Source organism: Bradyrhizobium sp. JHI2711, from assembly GCF_056156565.1.
In genome coordinates this window covers 119,539-138,683 of the sequence record NZ_JBPZPT010000002.1, presented here as the reverse complement: position 1 = coordinate 138,683, position 19,145 = coordinate 119,539, and the positions used below count along the sequence as shown (strand labels likewise).

The 19,145-nt window shown below is 67.2% G+C and carries 13 protein-coding genes; 3 read left to right on the top strand and 10 right to left on the bottom strand.

What is annotated here, in order from left to right; all coding sequences use genetic code 11:
* Positions 1-125 precede the first annotated feature (125 nt).
* From accD to ACTEK7_RS13145, 3 genes are all read left to right on the top strand, one after another.
* On the top strand, positions 126-1,067 hold the full coding sequence (gene accD / locus ACTEK7_RS13155; protein ID WP_225148347.1) for an acetyl-CoA carboxylase, carboxyltransferase subunit beta: 942 nt from the start codon (positions 126-128) through the stop codon (positions 1,065-1,067).
* Positions 1,064-2,407, top strand: coding sequence for a bifunctional folylpolyglutamate synthase/dihydrofolate synthase (locus ACTEK7_RS13150; protein WP_225148346.1), 1,344 nt, complete (start codon positions 1,064-1,066; stop codon positions 2,405-2,407). Before accD ends, ACTEK7_RS13150 begins: the two co-directional genes overlap by 4 nt.
* A gap of 104 nt (positions 2,408-2,511) precedes the next feature.
* Entirely contained in the window at positions 2,512-3,252 is a 741-nt protein-coding gene (locus ACTEK7_RS13145; protein WP_225148345.1) for a metallophosphoesterase family protein, read from the top strand.
* 99 nt (positions 3,253-3,351) lie between these two features.
* On the opposite strand, the gene ACTEK7_RS13140 is transcribed toward ACTEK7_RS13145, so the two are convergent.
* The 10 genes from ACTEK7_RS13140 to coaBC form a co-directional block, all read right to left on the bottom strand.
* Positions 3,352-4,359 carry an ATP-dependent DNA ligase gene (locus ACTEK7_RS13140; protein WP_225148383.1) on the bottom strand — a complete coding sequence of 336 codons (1,008 nt, stop codon included), beginning with the start codon at positions 4,357-4,359 and terminating at the stop codon, positions 3,352-3,354.
* Between the two features lie 156 nt (positions 4,360-4,515).
* A complete protein-coding gene (gene trxA, locus ACTEK7_RS13135) occupies positions 4,516-4,836 on the bottom strand; it encodes a thioredoxin (protein WP_008540017.1) in 321 nt (106 codons plus the stop codon).
* 70 nt (positions 4,837-4,906) lie between these two features.
* Complete coding sequence (addA, locus tag ACTEK7_RS13130; RefSeq protein WP_225148344.1) at positions 4,907-8,416, bottom strand: double-strand break repair helicase AddA; 3,510 nt, start codon at positions 8,414-8,416, stop codon at positions 4,907-4,909.
* Positions 8,410-11,556 carry a double-strand break repair protein AddB gene (gene addB, locus ACTEK7_RS13125; protein WP_225148343.1) on the bottom strand — a complete coding sequence of 1,049 codons (3,147 nt, stop codon included), beginning with the start codon at positions 11,554-11,556 and terminating at the stop codon, positions 8,410-8,412. Before addB ends, addA begins: the two co-directional genes overlap by 7 nt.
* Before the next feature lie 198 nt (positions 11,557-11,754).
* Positions 11,755-12,477 (bottom strand): nucleotidyltransferase family protein, encoded by a 723-nt coding sequence (locus ACTEK7_RS13120; protein WP_036040941.1) that lies wholly within the window; start codon positions 12,475-12,477, stop codon positions 11,755-11,757.
* Positions 12,478-12,595: 118 nt separating this feature from the next.
* Complete coding sequence (locus ACTEK7_RS13115; RefSeq protein ID WP_225148342.1) at positions 12,596-12,913, bottom strand: PilZ domain-containing protein; 318 nt, start codon at positions 12,911-12,913, stop codon at positions 12,596-12,598.
* 88 nt (positions 12,914-13,001) lie between these two features.
* Complete coding sequence (gene tsaE, locus ACTEK7_RS13110; RefSeq protein WP_225148341.1) at positions 13,002-14,519, bottom strand: tRNA (adenosine(37)-N6)-threonylcarbamoyltransferase complex ATPase subunit type 1 TsaE; 1,518 nt, start codon at positions 14,517-14,519, stop codon at positions 13,002-13,004.
* Positions 14,516-17,020: a sensor histidine kinase gene (locus tag ACTEK7_RS13105; RefSeq protein WP_036024463.1), complete on the bottom strand. Its 2,505-nt coding sequence runs from the start codon at positions 17,018-17,020 to the stop codon at positions 14,516-14,518. Before ACTEK7_RS13105 ends, tsaE begins: the two co-directional genes overlap by 4 nt.
* A gap of 205 nt (positions 17,021-17,225) precedes the next feature.
* The gene (gene dut, locus ACTEK7_RS13100; RefSeq protein WP_225148340.1) at positions 17,226-17,684 is read right to left on the bottom strand and encodes a dUTP diphosphatase; all 459 of its coding nucleotides are present in this window, start codon (positions 17,682-17,684) and stop codon (positions 17,226-17,228) included.
* Entirely contained in the window at positions 17,681-19,123 is a 1,443-nt protein-coding gene (coaBC, locus tag ACTEK7_RS13095) for a bifunctional phosphopantothenoylcysteine decarboxylase/phosphopantothenate--cysteine ligase CoaBC (RefSeq protein ID WP_225148339.1), read from the bottom strand. The genes dut and coaBC overlap by 4 nt, the downstream gene beginning before the upstream one ends.
* Positions 19,124-19,145 lie beyond the last annotated feature (22 nt).

The following is a 19,145-nucleotide window of genomic DNA, read 5'->3' as shown; positions in this document are numbered from 1 at the left end:
AAAACCGCTTCACACTTTTCCGGATCATGCTCTAACGCGGGCGACACGGCGGCTTGCCGGGCAGATGTCCGGCCGCCATATATCCTTCAGGCGATTCCCGGCGGGATCGCACATCGGAGCAAACCATGAACTGGCTTACCAACGTGGTCCGGCCGAAGATCCGCAACATGCTGCGGCGGGAGACGCCGGAGAACCTGTGGATCAAGTGCCCGGATTCCGGACAGCTCGTGTTCTACAAGGACGTCGAGGCCAACCAGTTCGTCATCCCCGGCTCGAACTATCACATGCGCATGGGCGCGGTCGCGCGGCTCAAGTCGATCTTCGACAACGAGACCTGGTTCGACGTGGCGCTGCCCGAGGTCACCCCAGACCCGCTCAAGTTCCGCGACGAGAAGAAATATGTCGACCGCGTCAAGGATGCGCGGGCGCGGACCAATCTGAACGATGCGGTCAAGGTCGGCTACGGCAAGCTCGAAGGCTCCGCCGTCGTCGTCGCCGTGCAGGATTTCGACTTCATGGGCGGCTCGCTCGGCATGGCTGCGGGCGAGGCCATCGTGCGCGGGATGGAGCTTGCGGTCGAGAAGAAGTCGCCGTTCATCGTGTTCGCCGCGAGCGGCGGCGCACGCATGCAGGAAGGCATTTTGTCCCTGATGCAGATGCCGCGCACCACCGTTGCGGTGCAGATGCTGCGCGAGGCAAAGCTGCCCTACATCGTCGTGCTGACGAATCCCACCACCGGCGGCGTCACAGCGTCCTATGCGATGCTCGGCGACGTCCAGATCGCCGAGCCCGGCGCGCTGATCGGCTTTGCCGGTGCGCGCGTGATCGAGCAGACCATCCGCGAGAAGCTGCCTGAAGGTTTCCAGCGCGCCGAGTACCTTAAGGAGCACGGCATGGTCGACATGGTCGTGCATCGCCACGAGCTGCGCCCGACCCTGGCGCGGCTCTGCCGCCTCTTGACCAAGGCGCCGGCGCAGGAAGATGCATCGAAGTCCGTGCAGCCGGTCGCGAGCCCGGCGCAGATCGTATCCGCCGCCGAGACGGCGCCGGCAGCGCCGCACGCGTGAACGTCTCCCCTGACAGTGCAAAGACACCGCTCGACGACGTGATCGGGCGGCTGTCGGCCCTGCATCAGAAGCGCATCGATCTCGGGCTGGAGCGGATGCACCGTCTGCTCGAGCGGCTCGGCCACCCCGAGCGCAAGCTGCCGCTGGTGATCCACATTGCCGGCACCAACGGCAAGGGCTCGACCCTCGCTTATCTGCGCGCGACGCTGGAGGCCTCAGGTCTTCGCGTCCACGCCTATACGTCCCCTTATCTCGTCCGCATCAACGAATGCTTCCGGCTTGGCCGCCTCAGTGGCGGCGTGCTCGTCGGCGACGACGAACTGCGCGCGGCGTTGGAAGAGGTCGAGCGCGTCAATGCCGGCGAGGCCGCGACATTGTTCGAACTGAAGACGGCGGCTGCCTTCCTGCTGTTCGCGCAGAACCCGGCCGACATCGTGCTGCTCGAAGTCGGCCTCGGCGGCCGGCTGGATTCGACCAACGTGGTCGATCAGCCGGCGGCCTCTGTGATCACGCCCGTCAGCATGGATCACATGGATTTCCTCGGCGATACGTTGGCGTCGATTGCCGGCGAGAAGGCCGCGATCATCAAGCGCGGCGTGCCCGTGATTTGCGCTGAGCAGATGCCGGAAGCGATGGCCGTCATCGAAGCGCAGGCGCGGCGCATGCGCGCGCCGCTGTTCGCCGCAGGCGAGAGCTGGCACGTCAATGTCGAGCGCGGACGTCTGGTCTATTCCGACGATCGCGGCTTGATGGACCTTCCGGCGCCGCGTCTGTTCGGGCGCCACCAGTTCGTCAATGCCGGGCTCGCGATCGCGACGCTACGCGCGCTGCCGACCATCAAGGTCAATCACGCCGCGTTCGAGGCCGGCATCGTCGGTGCCGACTGGCCGGCGCGGATGCAGCGCCTCACCTCGGGCGAGTTGCTGTCCTGGGGTCCGCAGGGCTCGGAGATCTGGCTCGACGGCGGCCACAATGCCGAGGGCGGGCGCGTTGCGGCGGCCGCGCTCGGCGACCTCGAGGAGCGGGTGTCGCGGCCGCTGGTGATCATCGCCGGCATGATGGCCAACAAGGATGCGCACGCCTTCCTCGCCAATTTCGCCGGCCTCACCCGCCACATCATCGCAGTGCCGATTCCCGACACGGAGAATGCGATGCCGGTCGACCGTCTCGCCGATGCCGCGCGCAGCCTCGGCATGCGCGTCGAGCCTGCCCCCGGCGTCGAGGCCGCCCTGCGCGCGCTGGCGCAGCTCGCCTACGAGCTGCCGCCGCGGATCCTGATCACCGGCTCGCTGTATCTCGCCGGCCACGTGCTGGCGATCAACGGCACGCCGCCTGCATAGAGGTTGCCGTAGCCCGGATGGAGCGAAGCGCAATCCGGGATCGCGCCACAAGCAAGGAAGGTCCCGGATTACGCTGCGCTCCATCCGGGCTACAGGAAATGCCAATGCGCTTCGCCGCGATTGCCGATGTCCACGGAAACTATCTCGCGCTGGAGGCCGTGCTCGCCGACATCCGCGCGCTCGGTATTGCCGACATCGTCAATCTCGGCGACATGCTGAGTGGCCCGCTCGATGCGCGCCGCACCATCGAGATCCTGATGCCGCTCGACGCCGTGCACGTCCTCGGCAATCACGACCGCTATCTGCTCGACCGTCCGCCGGAGAAGATGGGGTCGTGGGATCGTCCCGCCTATGAACAGCTCGATGCCGCCCACCTCGATTGGCTGCGCGCGCAGCCGATGACGCGTGTCTTCCGTGAGCAGGTGTTCGTCTGCCACGCGACGCCCAGCAGCGATGAGGTGTACTGGCTCGACACCGTTCATCCCGACGGCACGGTGGCGCTGTCGCCGCTCGACCGCATCGAGCAGCTCGCGGACGGCATCACGCAATCGCTGATCCTGTGCGCCCACACCCACCTCGCCCGCGCGGTGCGCCTGCGCGACGGCCGGCTGATCGTCAATCCCGGCAGCGTCGGCAGCCCTGGTTTTCGCGACAAGCATCCGTACGCGCATGTGGTCGAGGCCGGCACGCCGCACGCGCGCTATGCGATCCTCGAACGTGCCGATGCTGCCTGGCAGGTGACGTTCCGCCACGTCGCCTACGATCACGAGGCCATGGCCGCGCTGGCGCGCCGCAATGGTCAGCCGGAGCTTGCGAACGCGCTGGCGACGGGGTGGATCAAGTAGGTGTTGCTGCGTAGCCCGGAGGGAGCGCAGCGCAATCCGGGGCCATCGTTGCTTGGGGCATGATTCCCGGATTACGCTCCGCTCCATCCGGGCTACGCGCTACTTCAACAGCTTCATCGGATCGGCCGCCTTCTGCTTCAGCTGCTCGAACGTGCATTGCCGCGGCGCCTTGTCCGGGCGCCAGCGCAGGATTGAGGTGCCGTGACGGAAGCGTTCGCCGCTGAAATGGTCGTAGCAGACCTCGATCACCAGCTTCGGCTTCAGCGGACACCACTTTGCGGAACGCTCCGTCGACCAGCGGCTCGGCCCGCCCGGCGCGTTGCCGGTGAAGCCGGGCTCGCCGATCAGTGCTTCGAGCCGATCGGTCAGATCAGGCTTCGCCTCCACCTTGATCGCCGAGGTGAAGCCGACATGGTGCAGCAGGCCGTCATCGTCGTAGAGCCCGAGCAGCAGCGAGCCGACGACGTTCCGGCCGGCGATCTTGTTGGTGGCATAGCGGAAGCCACCGACCACGCAATCGGCGCTGCGGAATTTCTTGATCTTCTGCATGCCGTCGCGATTTCCCGCCTGATAGGGCAGATCGATCCGCTTGGCGACGACGCCGTCCGAGCCGCCGCCGGATTGCGCGAGCCACTTTTTGGCTGTGGCGTAGCTCGTCGTCGTCGGCGAAAGACGGAAGAGGCTGCCCTTGAGGTTGGCTTTCGCGAAGGCTTCCAGCGCCGGCCGCCGTTCGCGCAGCGTCTTCTCAGCCAGGCCCTTCTGTCCGGATGTCGCGAGCAGATCGAAGACGAGGTAGAGCGCCGGTGTCTCCACCGAGAGCTTCTTCACGCGGCTTGCCGCCGGATGAATGCGTTGCAGCAGCGCGTCGAAGGAAAAGCTCTTGCCGTGCGGCACGACGATTTCGCCGTCGAGCGTGAAACGGTCGGCCTTCAGCTCCAAGGCAGCAGTGACGACTTCCGGGAAGTAGCGCGCGAGGTCTTCGCCGGATTTGGAGCGCAGGTCGACGTTGCTGCCGTTGCGCGCCAACAGGCAGCGGAAGCCGTCCCACTTGGGTTCATATTGCCATTCACCGCCGCGCGGGATCGCGTCGACCGAGCGCGCCTCCATTGCGGCGAGAGCGGTGGGCTTGCGGTCGCGCTTTCGGGGAGGAGCAGGCAAGGGCGGGACTCGTCATACGCTGAACACGTCCCATCAACGCCAAACGGCCGGCTTTCGCCGGCCGTTGTCGAAAATAATCTTGCGCCAATAATCCTGGCCAGTTGATCAGACCGCGGAGGTGATCCACTGCTGCAGCTTCGCCTTCGGCGCGGCGCCGACCTGGCGCGAGGCCATCTCGCCGCCCTTGAAGATCATCAGGGTCGGGATCGACATCACGCCGTACTTCGAGGCGGTCTTCGGGCTCTCGTCGACATTGAGCTTCACGATCTTGACCTTGTCGCCCATCGCGCCGGCGATCTCGTCGAGCGCGGGTGCGATCATGCGGCAGGGGCCGCACCATTCGGCCCAGAAATCGACGACCACGGGGCCGTTCGCCTTGAGCACTTCGGCTTCGAAATCGGCGTCGGAAACCTTGCTAACGGCCATTGGGAGTACCTCACTCGGTTGAAAGAGAATCGGCGCGACCTGGAATCGCGCCCGGGGTCATGGAGTGAACCTATGAACGGCCCCTTGCCGGGTCAAGGACGCTCACACCGAGATGAAGGGATGCCAGCGCCGCGTCCAGCGCGGGGGCCGAAATCTCCATATATTCAAGGGCCTCGGTCCAGAGCAGGACGGCCCTGACCGGCTTTTGGGGATAAAGCCGCGACAGCACCGCCCGGTACAGCGCAAGCTGGAGGACATAGGTCGCCGGCGCCTCGGCCGCGCTTTTAGGCGCTGCTTGGTTGGTCTTGAAGTCGACGATCAGGACCTCCTCGAGGCGCACGACCAGCCGGTCGATCTGCCCCGACACCAGGGCCGGCGTGCGGCCCGGCCGCTCCAGCCGCCCGGCGATCGCGACCTCCGCCCGGCTGCCGGCGGCAAAGACGGGCGCGAAACGCGGCTCCGTGATCAGGGCGAGCACCTTGTCGGCCAGTGCGATGCGATCGGCCTCCGGCCAGTCCGCGGCGTTGCGCGCCATGAAGCCGAGCGCGGCCTCGCGCTGGCGCTCGCCGGCGATCTCGGGCAGCGATTGCAACAGGCGATGCACCAGCGTGCCGCGTTGCAACGCCCGCGCGCGCGACTGCACCGATTCGCCCGATCGGACGCTGCGGCCCTCCTCGGCAGGCTGGCCCGAGGGGCGCACGGGATCCTCGTCGATGGTCTCGCGCGGGGCCGGTGTCCGCAGCCACTCCGGCAGCGCGATGGTCTGGTGCACGGAGGCCGCCGGCGCGCCCAGCGCCGCGACGTCCTCAGGACGGGCGAACCGGGTGACCTTGCCGAGCGGCGTCTCGATCACCTGCTTGTCGAGGCCCGAGCCGGCAAGGCCGGTGTCGACGAGGTCGTACCAGCTCAGCTTGCGCACCGTCTTCATGTTGCCGGGCATGCAGCCGCCGACGATCAGCCGGTCGGCCGCGCGCGTCATCGCGACGTAGAGCAGGCGGCGATATTCGTCCTCGGTCTCCTCCAGCATCGCCTTGCGCGCCTCGGCGACAGGCCTGGGATCGTCGGCCTTGCGGCCGGCCCAGACCACGACCTCGCCGCCATTGCCGCGCGGTACCTGGATCAGCCGCAGCCGCTGCGAGTCCGCGGGCGAGGACGTGGTGTCGACCATGAACACGACCGAGGCCTCCAGGCCCTTGGCGCCGTGCACGGTCATCACCCGCACCTCGTCGCGCGAGATCTCCATGTCGCGCTTCACTTCGGTGTCGGCCGAGCGCAGCCAGGCCATGAAGCCCTGCAGCGAAGCCGGCGCCTTGCGCTCGTAGTTCAGCGCGAGCTCCAGGAATTCGTCGAGCGCGTCGTTGGCCTCATGGCCGAGCCGGCGTAGGATGCGCGCACGCCCGCCATCGCCGCCCAACAGCCAGGCGTAGAACGCGAACGGCGTCTCGTCGCGGGCGCGGATCTCGCAGGCCTCCAGGCGACGCAACGCCGTGGTGAATTTTTCGCTTGTGGCCGCGTGCTCGCCGAGCGCGCGGCGCAGCGAGCCCTTGCGGTCCCAGGCGAGAGTGAACAAATCGTCGTCATCGAGCCCGAACAGCGGGCTCTTCAGCGCCACCGCGAGCGCGAGATCGTCCTGTGGCAGCAGCAGCGCGTCGGCCAGGTTCATCAAGTCGATGATGGCGATGTGCTCGGTCAACTTGAGGCGGTCGGCACCGGCGACCGGAATGCCGGCGTGCTTCAGCGCCTGGATCACGGCGTCGAATGCGTTGCCGCGCCGGCGCACCAGGATCAGCATGTCGCCATAGCGCAAGGGACGACGCTCGCCCTCGTGCCCGGTCAGCGTGCCGCTCTCGACCAGCCGCTTGATCTCGGCCTGGATGCGTCGGGAAAGCTTGACCTCGGGGCTGGTGACGGCGACGCCGTCGAATGGCGCACGCCAGCCCTCGATGTCCTGCCGATCGTCGGCCTCGGCGAGATCCCACAGCTCGATCACGCTCGGGCCGGCATCGCTCAGCGAATTGTGCAGGGGATGGCCGATCTCGACCGAATGGATGCTCTTGTAGATCGCGGGATCGCGGAAGACGTGGTCGACCGAATGCAGGATCGTCGCGCCCGAGCGGAACGAATAGGTGAAGGCGACCGGATCGAATTTCAGGCCGGCGGCGGTGAACTTGCGATGCAGCTCGCGCCTGCGCGCGTCGAACTCGTGGGGAGCTGCGCCCTGGAACGAGAAGATCGACTGCTTCTCGTCGCCGACGGCGAAGATGGTGCGGTTCAGCCCCTCGCGCGCGCCTTCGCCGGCGGTGAACTCGGAGATGATGTGCGCGATGATGTCCCATTGGCGCGGGCTGGTATCCTGCGCCTCGTCGATCAACACGTGATCGACGCCGCGGTCGAGCTTGTAATGCACCCAGCCCGAGGCGATGCGGTCCAGCATCGCCAGCGTCTTGTCGATGAGGTCGTCGTAGTCGAGCAGGCCGCGCTCCTGCTTCTCGCGGCGGTAATTCGCGGCGGCCGCTGTCGCGATATGCAGCAGGGCCGCGGTGCGGTCCCGAACCGTCACGGCGCGGCGCTTTTCGATCAGCCCTGCAAGGCGCTGCGCCTCGGCTTCGAACAGGCGGGCCACGGAGGGATTGTGATCGCAGAACTTCTTGGTCAGCACCGCCTTGCGCGGCAGCTTGTCGTCGGTGAGGAAGACGGACAGATAGGCGTCGACCTGATCGCTGCCGGAAAACACCTTTGCCGCGCGCAGCCGCCCTGCCTGGTCATTGTCGGATTTGCTGCCGTCCTCCAGCGCGAAGGCAATGTCGTCCCAGCGCGCGCGCGGCAGGAACGGGCCGTCGAGAATTTCCGTCTCGACGGCTTCGATACGGTCGCCGATGTCAACGCCCAGCACCGCAGCCATCTGCGCCGCTGCGGCTTCCGCATTGCCGGCCTGGTCGGTCCAGGCCATGAAATGATCGCGGCTGAGGCACGCCTCGCGCACGACCTCCTTGAAGGTGACATCGGCGGCGCTCGCCATCGCCGTCAGCAGCGCGCGGCCGGTAACGCTCTCCGGATCGCGCGCGGCTTCCAGCAGCACCTTCAGATTGGCACGCTCCATCATGTCGTTTTGGTCGCGCTCGTCGATCACGGCGAAGCGCGCGGGAACGTTAGCCTCGAACGGAAATTGCTGGAGCAGGCGGGTGCACAGCGCGTGGATGGTCTGCACCTTCAGCCCGCCCGGCGTCTCCAGCGCGCAGGCGAACAGTTTTCTCGCGTCGCGGCGCAGCTTTGCGCCGGGATGCGGGATGCCGACCGCGCGGATCGCCGCGTCGAGCGCGTCATCGTCCAGCGTCACCCAATGACCGAGCGTGGTGAACACGCGCTCGGCCATGTTGGCGGCGGCAGCTTTTGTGAAGGTGATGCAGAGGATCTTCTCCGGTGGCACGCCCGAGAGCAGCAGGCGGATCACGCGCTGCACCAGCACATGCGTCTTGCCCGAGCCGGCATTGGCCGAGACGAAGGCCGACGCGGTCGGATCGGAGGCGCGCGCCTGCCGCGCGCGTACCTCGTCGGGGATGGGACGCGGCGCCTTCACCATTCCTCGATCCCCAACCCGCCGGCCGCGGACCATTCCTTGATCCGGGCAAGGTCGTCATAGGTGCCGTAGCGATTCGCCCACATCGGCAGGTTCAGCGATGTATAGGCCTGGTTCTCGTCCTCGAAGGCGCGGATCAGCGCTTCCAGCTTTGCCCTCGCCTCGGCGGCCGCGGTGTCCGGCGGCTGCGGCTCGTCGCCGGGCTTGTACTTGAGCTCGAGGATGCGCTCCTCGCCGGGGGGATTGTTGCCGCTGAGGCGGACATAGACGAGCTGGCTCACGGAGGCGCCGGCGTCGATACCGGGAAAGCCGCCCTCGCGCAGGATCGCGGCTTCCAACGTCAGCTGCGGCGACAGGCCCATGCGGACCTGCTTGCCGGTCGGCGGCTGGCCGGTCTTGTAGTCGAGGATGGCGTAGCCGCCGCCCTGGCGGCGTTCGATGCGGTCGGCGCGCGCGGAAAGGCGGAAGCTGCGCTGAGGATCGAGCATGAACGAGATCTCGCCACGGGTCTCCGCGACGATCGCCGCGATCGCCTCGCGCCGCGCCGTCTCCCATTCGCCGAACCAGCGCGCGATGCGCTGGAAGCGCGGCCACCACAGCGCCCGTGCTTCGGGCCGCTCCATCAGCGGTGCAAAGTGCTTCTCGCCGATCGCGCGCAGCACCCGCGCGGGATCGTCGGGCAGACGCGCCGCATAGCTTTCCGTGAATTCGCCGATGGCATCGTGAATCGCCGATCCGCGGTCGGCGGCCGAGAGCGGCATGTCGACGGGATCGAGCGCATCGAGCCGCAAGATGCGTTTGGCGTAGATCGTGTAGGGGTCGCGCAGCCAGTCCTCGATCTCGGTGACGGACATCTTGAGCGGCCGTGTCGCGCGCGGCGGCCGTGGTTCCGGCTGCTTGATCGGCTTGACCTCGTCGGGCTGGTCGAGCGCCGCGGCGAACTGCACATATGTCTCGCCGGCGCGAACCGCCGCCTTCCAGAGCTCATCGCCGGCCACCGCCTCCAGCCGATGAAGGAAGCGCGAGGCCACCGCCGGCGCGCCGCCGGCCTTTGCGGAATGAGTGAGAATGACCTCGTCGCCGCCGAGCAATTGCGCGAAGTCATGGGCGGACAGGCCGATGCGGCGCTCCGGCAGATCGAGCCCGAGCTCGTGGCGCATCGGCCGGCTGAGCCAGGGATCGATGCGCGGCGCCGGTGGCCAGACGCCTTCGATCAGGCCGCCAATGATGATGCGGTCGGCCTGCATCAGGCGCGATTCCAGCGGGCCGTAGATTTGCAGCCGCGCGCCCGGCCTGTCGCGCCGCCGCACCGCGCGATCGCTGAACGCGGTCTGGAAGACGTCCGGGTAATCCGCTAGCTGCACCAGCAATCCGCTGGTCGTGCCGCCGCGCAAGAGATCGTCGAAGGCGCCGGCGAGCGCGAGTCCATCGCGATCCTCGAAGGCGAGCGGAATGCCCTGATCGTCGCGCGACAGCTCGATCATGATCTCGCGATGCCGATGCGCAAGCTCCGCGAAATCATACGGCTTCGCCGGCGGCAGGCTCTCGATCGACGCCAATGCCTTTTGCAGGGCGTCGATCAGAGCCTGGATGCGATCGAGATCCTCGGCCTTGAGACGCGCCCGCGGCTCGGCGCGATGCAGTGCGGAGACCTCGCTGCGCCACAGCTTTGCCAGCTCCTCGCGGAAGCGGTTGAACTCGCGCAGGAGGCCGGCCGTGCCTGCCGGCGGGCGCGTGCCGCGCAGCAGCGCAAGCTCCAGGCTCTCGGTTGCCATCTTCCACGCGCCCGGCGCGCGGCCGAGCCGGCACAGCGGATGCTTCAGCATCGCCAGCAGCGTCGGCGGCTCCAGGCCCTTGGTCGCCGCCTCCGCCGCGAGGCGCGCAAACGTGCCGGCGGAGGTTTCCATCAAGACGTCGCCGCCGGAATCGTCGAAGGCGAGATCCCATCGGGTCAGCGCCGCCATCACCCGCCGCGCCAAGGCGCGGTCGGGCGTGACCAGCGCCGCGGATTTGTCCAGGTGTCTGGCCTCGCGCATGGCGATGGCGATGGCGAGCGCTTCCATTTCAGGATTGGGCGCTTCGACCACCGCGAGGTTCTTCATGCCGCCCGCGATCTTCGCGGCAACATCGGGCTGCTTCAGCCGGTCGTGCCAGACCTCGGTCTTGGCGGACGGCCGCATCGATTCCGACGCGAGCAGGTCGCGGCCGTCTTCCGCTGGCGGCTGCAAAATCTCGACGTCGCTGCGCTTGATGCCGAAGCGATCCAGCAGCGCATGCATGGCATATTGCGGATGGTTCGAGGCCGGATGTTCCGCGAACTTGCCGAGCGCATCGCGCACGCCGCCGATGCTGCGCCAGGAATCGTCGTCGAGATCGGTGTCCAGACCGGGCAGCACCACGGCGCCATGCGGCAGCGAGGCGACCGCATGCAGGAACTTTGCGGTGGCCGGCATCGAGCCGGTCGAGCCGGCCGCGATGACGGGGCCATGCGGATCCGCGATCAGCCGTTTGGCTTCCGCTTCGATCAGTTGGTCGCGTCGCGCGGCCGGTTCGATCCGGTTGATCTCGGCGAGATGATTGGGCCAGGCGATGCGGGCGATGCGCAGGAATTCGAGCGAGTGCTGCCAATAGCGGTCGAGGTTGTCGGGTACCAGCCCATCAAGGGCGCTCCAGTCGACGCCGCGCGTCACCATGTCGTCCATCAGGCGCGCGAGATCGGACGCCAGCGCCAGCGTCGAGGCGGGGCCGCCGACGACCAGCGGCGCCAGCACCGGGCCCTTGGCCCAGGCGGCGACGAGCTGCGCCAGCGTCAGACGCCGTTCGAGCTCGCCCAGGCGCGGCGGAATGTCGAGCGGCGCGGTCCCGGAAAACTGTTCGCTCTCGCCCGCGAAAGCGAGCTCGTCCTCGTCGATGTCGCCGAGCGCGACGATGCGCGGCAGCACGACGGCATCCGCCTTCATCTCGTCGAGAAAGATCTCGCGCACGATCCGCATGGCGCGCCGCGTCGGCAGATACAGCGTGGCGTCCGCCAGCCGCGCCGGTTCCTTGCGCGCCTCGAATCCCTCGACCAGCCGCCCATCGAGCAGGGCGGTGACGACCGTGCGCAGGAACGGAACTGAGATGGGAACGCTGAAGACGCGCATGAGCTGCCTGATTCGAAGGATCAGGCAATATAGGGAGGCGGGGTCAATTGGTCATGGGTGGCGGAGGAGTCGTCCCCGCTGTTCGCCGAGGTTCGTAGCCCGGATGGAGCGCAGCGCAATCCGGGATGCTCTCTCCGCGGCGAGAGGCCCCGGATTACGCTACGCTCCATCCGGGCTACGGCGTCTTCGAGGCAGCCCCTACGCCACGCTCTCCAAAAACGCCTCTTCCGCGGCGTGCACGGCGTCGGGCGTGCCGACATGCATCCAGACGCCGTCGAGGCGCAGGCCGAACAGCCGTTCCTGCTCGCCCGCGCGATCGAACATCTTCGTCAGCGAGAATTCGCCCCTGGGTGCGTCCACGAAGATCGCGGGCGACATGATCGCCGCGCCGGCATAGACGAACGGAACGACCTCCTTCTCCTTGCGCTTGCGCAAGGCGCCGTCGGGCAGCATGCCGTAATCGCCGCGGCCGCCATAGCCGATGCTGGTCGCGGTCGGCGCCATCAGGAGCAGGATGTCCATGCGATCAGGGTCGAAATTTTCCGCGAGCCGCGTCAGGTTCGAGCGCACACCGTCGATCCACAGCGTGTCGGAATTGACGTGGAAGAACGGCGCATCGCCGAGCAGCGGCAGCGCCTTGACGACGCCGCCGCCGGTGCCGAGCACCTGGTCGCGCTCGTCGGAGATCGTCACGCGCGGAAGCTGGCGTGATGCGACGTGGTCGATGATCTGGTCCGGCAAATAGTGCACGTTGACCACCGCCTCGGTCACGCCGGCCTGGCCGAGCTTGTCGAGCACGTGGTCGAGCAGCGGCTGGCCCGCGACCGGCACCATCGGCTTCGGCATTTTGTCCGTCAGGGGGCGCATGCGCAGGCCAAACCCTGCGGCGAGCACCATGGCTTTGGTCGGCTTGACGGACATCCTTCCCCTTTTCAGACCTTTCGCGTTCGCAGCAATCCTAACACGAGGCTCGATCTGCCGCACCGCATCTCGACCGCCTTAACCACCCGCCGTGACGGTTGTACGACGGGTGTTGCCGTCATGCCCCAACGGCTGTGGAACGTACCTTCTTCTTCTTGTCGCCCACTTTCAGGAAATTGACGCCGATCTGGTCGCCATTGACCCAGGCCAGCTCGCAACGCCGATAGGCGAGCCCCGTGGACGACAGCAGGAGAAAGAATTCCTTCAGATGCAGGCCTTCGACCGAACCGTCGATCGTCAGCTTGGCGCCGCTATCGGAGACATCCTCCATGGTGCAGTCGCGCCGCCAGGTGCCGTCGATTCCCATCATCTGGGCCGAAAACCCGCGCTCGAAAATAACCCGGCTATTTCCGCGCTGATCCGCTTTCGCTGCCATCTGCCCCCGCTCCAGCCCCGCAATGTTCCGGCTCCCTCGGCGCCAGAATAGCGACATCTTGGCTAACGGCCGGTAAATCGGTCCTGAATCAGCCCGGCGGCGGGACGTTGGCGAGATACCAGTCGCGCAGATGGGCGAGCGCGGGATGCGCCAGCGAGCGCTGGAGATAGGTCCAGATCCGCGGCTGATGGCGCAGGTAATGCGGCTTGCCATCGCGGCGGTTGAGCCGGGCGAAGGTGCCGAGCAGGCGCGTGTTCCGCTGCGCCGACATGATCGCGTAGAGCTCGGCGAAGCCGGCGGCGTCGAAGCTCGTGTCCTGCGCCCGCCGCGCCTTGATGTAGCGCGACAGCAGCGTCAGCTCGATGGTCTCGGGGACGTCGATGCGGGCATCCTGCAGCAGCGACACCACGTCGTAGGATTGCGGCCCCAGCACGGCGTCCTGGAAATCGATCACGCCGACGCGTTCGACACCGTTGCGCTCGCCGAGCCAGATCAGATTGGGCGAGTGATAGTCGCGGATGATCCACGTCCTCGGCGCCGCCAGCGGTCTCTTCAGCAATTCGCGCCACATCGCAAAAAATTCCGCGCGCGCCTCATCGCTCAGCGGCGCGTTGCGATCGGGCAAATACCATTCCGGCATCAACCCGATCTCGATCAGCAGCGCCTCGACGTCGAAGACGGGGATCGCGTAGGTCTGCCCGTCCAGCGGCAGCGTCTCCGGTAGCGTCTTGCCGTGCAGCATCGCCAGCACGTCGGTGGCGGCTTCGTAGCGCCCGAGAATCGGCCGCGGCGGATCGCCCTCGATCACGCCCTCGCTGCCGAAATCCTCGGAGATCAGAAAGCCCTGGTCGAGATCGAAATGATGGATCGCAGGCGCGGAGATCCCCTGCGCCCGGAGGCCTTCGTCGATGGCGACGAAGGGTTTTACGTTCTCTGCCAGATGCACCGCGGCGCTGTAGGATTTTCCGTTGTAGAGCGCCGCGCCGTCGGGCCGCTGCGGGAAGTTCATGAGGATGACGATGTCCTCATCGCGCACGAGCCGCGCATAGGAGCGTGTCGAGGCGTCGCCTGGCATGCGCCTGCGCGTCGCATCGATGTAACCGGATGCGTCGAGGAAGTCGCGCAGCGCCTTCAGCCGCGCAACTGTAGCTGCGCTCTTGCCATGGCCTGTGATGTCGGCGGCACGTGCGCTCGCGCCCAGCGCCGGCCGGTGCGTCAGCGCGATGTCGATGCGGTCCTCGGGCATTGCGGACGTTGCGCGCTCCGGCCATTCGATCAGCACCAGCGTGGCATCGGGCAGCGGCGACAGCCCGATCTCCTCGAGCTCGCTCTCGTCTTCGACACGGTAGAGATCGGCATGCAGCACCGGGAAGGGCGGCAGCTCGTAGCCCTGCACCAGCGTGAAGGTCGGGCTCGGCACTTCCAGCGCCTCGTCGGCGGCGAGATAGCGGATCAGGCTGCGCGCCGCCGCGGTCTTGCCGGCGCCGAGATCGCCGGTCAGCGTAATGACGTCACCGGGACCGACCAGCAGCGCGAGGTCGGCCATCAGCTGCGCCGTGGCCGTCTCGTTGTGAAGCGCGACGGAGAATGTGGTTGTTTCCGTCATTCGGCGGCGTCGCGATGCGCCGCCTGGTCGGTCGGGAAATCGCAGATCACGACCGTGCCCCGGCCGACGATCGAATCCACCCGCACCTTGCCGCCATGCAGCTCGACGAAGGAGCGCACCAGCGACAGGCCGAGCCCGGCGCCGCGGTGACGCGAGCCCTGCGAGCGGCTTTCGAACCAGTTGAACACCTTGTCTTTCATGTCGGCAGGTATTCCAGGGCCCGAATCTGTCACGGTGAAGACCACGCTGCGTTCGGTGCGCCGCGCGCTGATGCCGACGGTGGAATCCTGTGGAGAAAACCCGACGGCGTTGGCGAGGAGGTTATAGAGCACCTGCACCACGCGCTTCTCGTCGCCGACGAAGCTGCCGACGTCGGGCGCGATCTCGACCTTGAGGCGGATGCGGTCGGTGGCGAGCCGGTCCTGGATGCCCTCGGCGGCAAGCTCGATGGCCTTGCTGACGTCGACCTGCCCGAGTTCCAGCTTCATCGCGCCGGCGTCGATGGTGGCGAGATCCAGGATGTTGTTGGTGAGCGCGAGCAGAGCGTTGGTCGATTTGGTGACGTAGTCGAGATATTCGGCCTGCTTCGGCGTCAGCGGTCCGGTCGAGGGATCGCTGAGGAAATGCGCGAAGCCGATGATGGTGGTGAGCGGCGAGCGCAGCTCGTAGGAGACGTGGTGGACGAAATCCACCTTCATCTGGTCGGCCGCCTCCAGCGCCTCGTTGCGCTCGCGCAGCGCGCGCTCGACATTCTCGGTGTCGGTGATGTCCTGGAAGGTCAGCATGGTGGCGCCGTCCGGCAGCGGCCGGATCATGCCGTCGAGTACGCTGCCGTCCTTGCGCTCCAGCTTCAGCGGCAGGTCGGCGCGGTTCTCGATCGCGGTGATGGCCTCGCGGATCTGGCGCCAGACTTGCGGATCGTCGAACAGCTGATGGCACCAGCCTTCGACGGTCTGGATATGCGGCTCGTCGCGCATGGCATCGCTCGACAGCTTCCACATCCGCACGAAGGCCGGATTGAACAGCTGCGCCTTGCCGTTGCTGCCGAACACCGCGACGCCTTCGGCGAGGCTGTCCAGCGTCTCGCGCTGGACGCGGATCAGGCCGTCGAAGCGGCGGGCGAGGTCGAGGCTTTCGGTGACGTCGTCGAACAGATAGGTGACGCCGCCCTCGGGATTCGGCGTGGTGACGACCGAGAGCGCGCGGCCGTCAGGCAGGAACCAGGTGTCCTTGGCGGTCTCGACCGCGCGATAGGCCTCGTGCAGCTTGGCCTTCCAGGCGCGGAAATCCGGCTGCTCCGGTAATTTGCGCGCGGCGCGGAGCTGGTCGAGCACGCTGGAATCGTCGGGATGAGCGTCGAGGAAGTTGCGATCGAGATCCCACAGCCGGCGATAGGAATCGTTGTAGAAGGCAAGGCGCCGCTGGCCGTCGAACACGGCAACGCCGGAGGAGAGCTGGTCGAGCGTGCGGCGGTGCGCCTCCGCCATGCGCACCAGCGCCGAGCTCAGCGCATCCGCCTCGCTGGCATCGATGGCGACGCCGACGCTGCCGCTGCCGACATTGACGGCGCGCACGTCGTAGATGCGCCGTTCGCCGCCGACCACGATCGGCAGCCGCGAGGTGAAATTGGCGGCGTCCTTCAGCCCCCGCTCCATCGCATTGCGGTCGTCACTGTCGAGCAGCTCGAGCTTGCGCTCCTGGGCATCGATGGCGCTGGTCGCCTCGGTGGCGCGCACATAGGCCGGGTTGGCGTAGGTCAGCGCGCCGTTCTCGCCCTTCGCCCAGATCGGCCACGGTGCGGCCGCGGCAAAGCCGCGAAGCATCTCGGTCTCGTCGGAGAGCGCCTTGTAGCGCAGATTGGTTTCGGCCAGATCACGGCGCAGGCCCGAGAGCTCGCGAATGCGGACGATGGCCTGGCCGCCGATGGCGCGCCCGATCGCTTCCAGCATATGGCCGTGCGCGGTGGTCAGCGTCAGCTGGAACCCGTCGCCGCGCTCGCGCAGCGCATCGACCGCATGGTCCATCAGCAGCGCCGGTTCCGGCGGCAGCCAGGTTCCGAACGCCAGCACGCGCTGCGGCGAGGAATCGCGCGGCAGCACCAGCGCGATATCGCCGGAAATCTGCGCGCGGTTGTCGCCCGCCGGCCATGAGATCAGGATCTGCGGCTCGGCGAACAACAGTGCGCCGAAGCGGTCGGCCTGGAGCTGAAGTTCCCCGATCCGCGCGCGCAGCCGCGCCTCGTTCTTCGCCGTGCGCACCCGCGTCCGCATCAACAGGATCGCGGCCATCACCGAAAAGCCGAGCAGGGCCAGCGCGGTGGCGAGCACCGCGAGTTCCTGCCGGTTGAGATCCATCACGAGGGCGAGGGTGTCGATGAGGTCGGCGGCCTTGGCCGGCGCAGCCGGCAGCAGCGCTGCGAGAGCGCCTCCCACCAAGCCGTTGCGCGCCAGCGATGTGCACGACAACAGCGTCCGACGCATCGACACGATCACGCCTGACATAGTTGCCCCAAGACGCGGAAATTCAAGACCGCACGAATCTGCGCGCGGCGACCCCCGTCGCGCGCGAATCAAAAGACAATACCCTCACCGCGACTCCGCCGGTAAGAGTCCAGATCGTGAACGCAAAGGCGGCCCCAAAAAAATGCGGGCCGCGCGGTTCCAAGGCGCGTGATTCTGAGGATGATTCGGCTGGAGTTGTCTTGGGTTAGCGCCCGGTCGAACCAAAACCGCCGGCGCCGCGGTCGGTCGACGACAATGTGGCGACGGGAACCAGCGCGGCCTGCAGCACCGGCGCGATCACCATCTGGGCGATGCGCTCGCCGCGCTTGATCACGAAAGGCGCGGTGCCGTGGTTGATCAGGATCACCTTGATCTCGCCGCGGTAGTCCGCATCGATCGTGCCCGGCGAATTCAGCACGGTGACGCCGTGCTTGGCCGCCAGCCCCGAACGCGGCCGCACCTGCGCCTCGTGTCCGGGCGGCAAGGCGATGGCAAGGCCCGTCGGCACCAACGCGTATTGGCTTGGTGCGAGCGTCATGGGCGCGTTGTCCGGCACCGCGGCCATCAGATCGAGGCCGGCGGCTTCGCTGGTCTGATAGGCCGGCAGCGGCAGGCCCTCAGCGTGGGTGAGGCGTTGCAGCTCGACGGTAACCTTCGTGCTCAAGATGCGGACTCCAGGGATTTGCCGGTCACGCTCTTCGCGATATGCGCGACCAGTTCGATGGCGACCTGTTCCTTGGTCATCGGCGGCCAGGAATCAACTGCAATCTCGCCGTCCTTCGCACCGGTCTTGCGGCTGAGCAGGTGGACCGTGTTGCGGTCGCCGCCCATCACGCCGGTGGCGGGCGAGACGTCGTTGGCGACGATCCAGTCGCAGCCCTTGCGCGCGAATTTTGCTTTGGCGTTGTCGATGAGGTGCTCGGTCTCGGCGGCAAAGCCGATCACGAGCCTCGGGCGCTTGTCGGCGAGCTTGGAGATGGTGGCGAGAATGTCGGGGTTCTCGACCAATTGCAGCGGCGGCATGCCGGCCGCGGTTTTCTTCAGCTTCTGCTCGCCTTCATTGGCGACGCGCCAGTCGGCGACTGCGGCGGCGAAGATCGCGACGTCGGTGGGAAGCGCGGCCTTGACCTGCTCCAGCATCTGCCGCGCCGATTCGACATGCTTCACCGTCACGCCCGGGGGATCGTCGAGGTCGACCGGACCGCTCACCAGAGTAACCTCGGCGCCCGCGGCCTGTGCAGCGGCGGCAATGGCAAAGCCCTGCTTGCCGGAGGAACGGTTAGCGATATAGCGCACCGGGTCGATCGCCTCATGGGTGGGACCGGCGGTGATCAGCACGCGCGTGCCCGCGAGCGGCTTCGGCGTCGGCGGCCGCAGCAGGCGCTCGGCGGCATTGGCGATCTCGATGGCTTCCGACATGCGGCCCGTTCCGGCTTCGCCGGCCTCGGCCATCTCGCCCGCATTCGGGCCAATCAGCACAACGCCGTCGCGCTGGAGCTGGGCGACGTTGCGGCGCGTCGCCGCGTTGCTCCACATCAGCGGATTCATCGCCGGCGCCAGCAGCACCTTGCAGTTGGTCGCGAGCAGGATGGCGCTGGCGAGATCGTCGGCATGACCGTTCGCCATCTTCGCCATCAGGTCGGCCGTGGCCGGCGCCACCACGATCAGGTCGCAGTCTCGCGCGAGGCGAATATGGCCGGCATCGAACTCGCTCTGCGGGTCGAACAGGTCGGTATAGACGCGCTCATGCGACAGGGCGCTCGCGGCCAGCGGCGTCACGAATTGCTGCGCCGCCTTGGTCAGCACGCAGCGGACCTCGATACGGCGCTCCTTCAGCCTGCGGATCAGGTCGAGCGACTTATAGGCCGCGATCCCGCCGCCGATGATCAGGGTGACGTTGACCTCGGGAACGGCGCCGCTGCGCTGCGGCGTCGGGGCGGCGGAGGGCACCGCAAACGGCGTCAGCGGCTCCTCGCGGCCCTCGATCAGCTCCCGCAGGATGACCCGGACCTCCTCTTCGACCGACCTGTGGTTCTTGGCCGAGCGCAGCCGCAAATAGGTTTTGACGGCGTCGTCGAGCTTGCGGATGGTCAGGCTTGCCATGACGCCCTCCGGCACGGAATGA